Annotated in this window: 5 protein-coding genes; 4 read left to right on the plus strand and 1 reads right to left on the minus strand. The window is 42.1% G+C overall.

Features of this window, described 5'->3' with window-relative positions:
• Positions 1–218: 218 nt before the first annotated feature.
• The 4 genes from QNK26_RS06770 (at position 219) to QNK26_RS06785 (ending at position 3,712) form a co-directional block, all read left to right on the plus strand.
• Positions 219–425: a transposase zinc-binding domain-containing protein gene (locus QNK26_RS06770; RefSeq protein ID WP_319221728.1), complete on the plus strand. Its 207-nt coding sequence runs from the start codon at positions 219–221 to the stop codon at positions 423–425.
• Positions 426–561: 136 nt separating this feature from the next.
• On the plus strand, positions 562–1,809 hold the full coding sequence (locus QNK26_RS06775) for a tyrosine-type recombinase/integrase (RefSeq protein WP_319221730.1): 1,248 nt from the start codon (positions 562–564) through the stop codon (positions 1,807–1,809).
• On the plus strand, positions 1,806–2,723 hold the full coding sequence (locus tag QNK26_RS06780) for a tyrosine-type recombinase/integrase (protein ID WP_319221731.1): 918 nt from the start codon (positions 1,806–1,808) through the stop codon (positions 2,721–2,723). The genes QNK26_RS06775 and QNK26_RS06780 overlap by 4 nt, the downstream gene beginning before the upstream one ends.
• Positions 2,714–3,712, plus strand: coding sequence for a tyrosine-type recombinase/integrase (locus QNK26_RS06785; protein WP_319221733.1), 999 nt, complete (start codon positions 2,714–2,716; stop codon positions 3,710–3,712). The genes QNK26_RS06780 and QNK26_RS06785 overlap by 10 nt, the downstream gene beginning before the upstream one ends.
• An 84-nt stretch (positions 3,713–3,796) precedes the next feature.
• Here QNK26_RS06785 and QNK26_RS06790 read toward each other — a convergent pair.
• A partial coding sequence (locus tag QNK26_RS06790; RefSeq protein WP_319221735.1) for a transposase zinc-binding domain-containing protein occupies positions 3,797–4,028 on the minus strand: 232 nt, incomplete at its 5' end.

The following is a 4,028-nucleotide window of genomic DNA, read 5'->3' on the forward strand; positions in this document are numbered from 1 at the left end:
CCAACTTCAGTGACCGTTATTGAGCCAACAACGGAAATGTGATTTTAATTACTTATAACTTCCGCAAAGCACACATTGAACTAAACCGCTCGCGCGGTAATGGTGCCCTTGGCTAGCACTGACTTTCCCTGCAACATTTATACTTTTTTATACTCTAACTTCTCAGGCATGCCGCCTACAACTAGAGGAGTTAATCTCATGTCTCGCCCAACACTGAAGTGGCCGATATATTTCGAGCTTTCGGTCAATATTACCGCAATGAACATGCAGGTCATTTAGGGTTACAGCAGCACAAAGTGATGTCAGCCATTGAACACTCTCGAACCAGTGTGCTCGGTGGTCATGTTTTGCAATGCCCTGAATGTGAGCATGTTCAGGTTGCCTATAACTCTTGTCTAATGGGCACATTTTTTAATGGGGAGTAAACCTACGAAATAAAACAATTTTATGCATGTCCTCAATATGTTATGGCTAAGCCTTTACTTTTTTACTCCCCATAAAGATACATCGCTTGCTCTGCTATTCTGACAATATCCACAAACTAAATATAAGGATATTGTTATGTTGGAGAATTACTTTGTTACACCCAAAACTCTTAAGCGCTTACGTTCAGGACCGAGTGCGCCTTACATAGATGGTTTTGCCGCTATGCTCAAGGAAAAAGGTTATTCACATTCAACCGCCATACGTTATCTGCGTGTTGCAGCCCACCTTGGATACTTTTTGCTAAGCCAAGGAAAGAGTTTAACTGATGTTAATACCACGACTCCTGACTCTTTTCGTCGTCATCTACCTACTTGTCGATGCCAGAACTCTAATGGGGGAGTAGTCAATCATCACACTTTTTTTGGCGTGAAGTGTTTTTATCGATATTTAACGCAGATAAATATTTTAGCTCCTGATCCCGTTCCCATTGTTGAGTGCACGGATTCAACTTATTTGGTGAATTTTCGTTATTGGCTCCACAACCATCGCGGTTTAACACCAGATACAATCAGGCAATACAGCTTTGGTGCCAGCCGGTTACTGAATGAGCTAGCTGATAATCCCTCTTTGTGGGATGCGAAACAAATACGTACTTTTTTTCTTGAATCTGCCAAAAAGTGTAATGCACCCACTATTGAGAAACTCATAACCTCTGTACGAATATTTCTGCGTTACCTCATTATCGGTGGTCGCTGTACCGCGGACTTAGATCAAGCTGTCCCCGTATTCGCGCACTGGCGTTTGACGGAACTTCCCCAGAGTTTAACCACAGATGAACTAGAGAAACTGATTGAAAAGAGTGAAGGCAACTCACTAAATCGTATTCGTGATCTCGCTATTATCTTGTTACTTGTGCGGCTCGGACTTCGTGCTGGAGATGTAGCAAAAATGAATATAGATGATATCGAATGGCATGACGGCAGCCTTCGGGTTTCGGGAAAAAGTCGTTCCGAAGTTCGTCTACCACTACCTCAGGATGTCGGTGATGCAATACAACGTTATCTCGAATTGCGTCCCAAAAATGCACAAACCAACAAACTGTTTGTTAGCAATATTGTCCCTTACCAAGCATTTTTATCAGGGGGAAGTGTATCATCAGTGGTTAAAAGAGCTTTGTTGAGAGCTGGTGTGAACACACGCATTAAAGGTGCCCATGTGCTTCGATACACAGCGGCTACTGAGATGTTACGTAATGGTGTTCCATTAGATAAAATCGGTTTAGTGCTACGACATAAACGTTTAGATACCACTGCTTATTACGCCAAAGTTGATGTTGCACTGCTTAAACAGATTGCCCAACCATGGCCGGAGGCACTCCAATGATTCACGATATAAAATTATACCTGGCTTTGCGACGTACAACGGGTTTTGTTCTCTCAAACGATGAATGTCTGTTACTTAGTTATGCCCGATTTGCAGCAGAATCTGGTGAATCATTCATCCGTGCGTCAACCGCGATAAAATGGGCCAGTAAAGCTGTATCTGTGGCTCAACGTGATACCAGAATAAAAACGGTGTGTAGATTTGCTCGTTATATTCGTTTAGAAGACAAACGTCATGAGTTGCCACCATCACGTTATTTTTTCTGTTATAAAACAAGACGCTTACCATTTATTTACTCCAATACAGAGATCACTAACCTGATTAAAACTGCATTAGCGCTAGGTCCACCAGACACTTTGTATCCACATACCTTTGCGAACTTAATTGCGCTATTGTCAGCAACAGGACTTAGAGTATCTGAGGCATTGAAGCTACACCTTTCTGACATCACTGCCGACGGGCTTTTGATCCACCATACAAAGTTCCGTAAGACCCGACTGGTACCATTGCATGACACTGCAGTACTCGGATTGGAACGTTATTTGGTTCGTCGACGTTCAGTATCATCAAGCAATAATGAAGTATTTGTTACAGAGGAGGGACAACCACTGCGTTATAGTTCAGTGTATTGCACATTTAAAAAATTGCTGAAAAGAACAAAGTTATCGACCCCAGCAGGTGTTCCCCAACCTAGATTACATGACTTACGCCATCGATTTGCTGTGAACTCGCTACTGGAGTGTTCGAACGGTCGTAAATTGGTGAGTCAGCACATGTTAGCACTGTCTACCTATTTGGGACACGCCAATGTTTATTCAACATTTTGGTATCTTGAAGCTGCACCTGAGCTGTTACGTAATATAGCTATTGATTGTGAAAGCTTCTTATTTAAGGGAGAAAAATCATGGTCATAATTAGTCAGCACATTGAAGCATTTCTTTGTGAATATCTTATTCATCAGAGGGGGCTTAGTCCACACACTTGTGATTCATATGCTTATAGCTTCTTACTGCTTTTCGAATTTGCAGCGAAAAAGTACAAAGTTCCGCCCTCTAGTTTGATGCTAGAGCAATTGAAAGCAACACTTATTAGTGATTTTCTCGAAGACCTTGAAAAGACACGTCAAAACTCACCAGATACAAGAAACATACGGTTAGCTGCCATTAAATCATTCTTTCGGTTTTTGGAATATCGCTTACCTGCAAGACTTGACCAAATTCGTACTGTCCTAGCAATTCCTTTTAAAAAAACTGATAGTCGGTTGGTATCTTACCTAAACCAAGAGGAAATCCAGGCACTACTCAATGCACCAAATCCCACAACTCGTATGGGAATTCGAGACCGAGCTATGCTACACGTAGCTATTTGTGCTGGCTTACGTGTTTCAGAGTTAGTTGGCTTACAAACGAACGATGTGACCTCATCGCAGAAGAGTATTCTTGTTCATGGTAAAGGCCGACGAGAGCGAGCATTACCTCTATGGCAGGTTACTACTACGGCGCTGAGAGCATGGTTAGCGATCAGAGGAGAGACAACAACTCCTGAGGTTTTTATCAATGCGCGAGGAGAATCCATGACTCGTTGGGGATTTGCCTACTTGCTGAAAAGTCATGTTAAAACAGCTATGTGCCATTGCCCATCATTATCTAAGAAACGAGTATCACCACATGTATTGAGGCATGCCTGCGCGATGATAATCTTGCAAGCAACTCAAGATATTCGAAAAGTCGCATTGTGGTTGGGTCATAGTAATTTGGCAACATCAGAAATTTATACGCGTGCCGACCCGAGTGAAAAATTGGAAGCAATTGAACAAATTGTTCCACCGCACCTACGTAAGGGGACGTTTCGCCCACCAGACAAGTTAATTGCAATGTTAAAAGCATCAAATAACAAAGTATAGCAATTCGTTTTAATGGGGAGTAAAAATAGAGATATGAATCTATAACAATATGAAATGTCGGTAATATAATTGTTTCATTTAAGTCTACTCCCCATTAAAAAATGTGCCCATTAGACAAGAGTTGTAGGCAACCTGAACATGCTCACATTCAGGGCATTGCAAAACATGACCACCGAGCACACTGGTTCGACAGTGTTCAATGGCTGACATGACTTTGTGTTGTTGTAAGCTTAAATGGCCTGCATGTTCATCACGATAAGGTTGACCGAAAGCGCGAAACACATCCGCCACTTCCAGTTTAGGGCGAGACATGAAC

The organism is Moritella sp., from assembly GCF_033791185.1.
Taxonomy (GTDB): Bacteria; Pseudomonadota; Gammaproteobacteria; order Enterobacterales; family Moritellaceae; genus Moritella.

Coding starts and splice junctions, on each gene's coding strand:
- QNK26_RS06775 (WP_319221730.1), top strand. CDS start 562: ATGTTGGAGAATTACTTTGTTACACCCAAAACTCTTAAGCGCTTACGT.
- QNK26_RS06780 (WP_319221731.1), top strand. CDS start 1,806: ATGATTCACGATATAAAATTATACCTGGCTTTGCGACGTACAACGGGT.
- QNK26_RS06785 (WP_319221733.1), top strand. CDS start 2,714: ATGGTCATAATTAGTCAGCACATTGAAGCATTTCTTTGTGAATATCTT.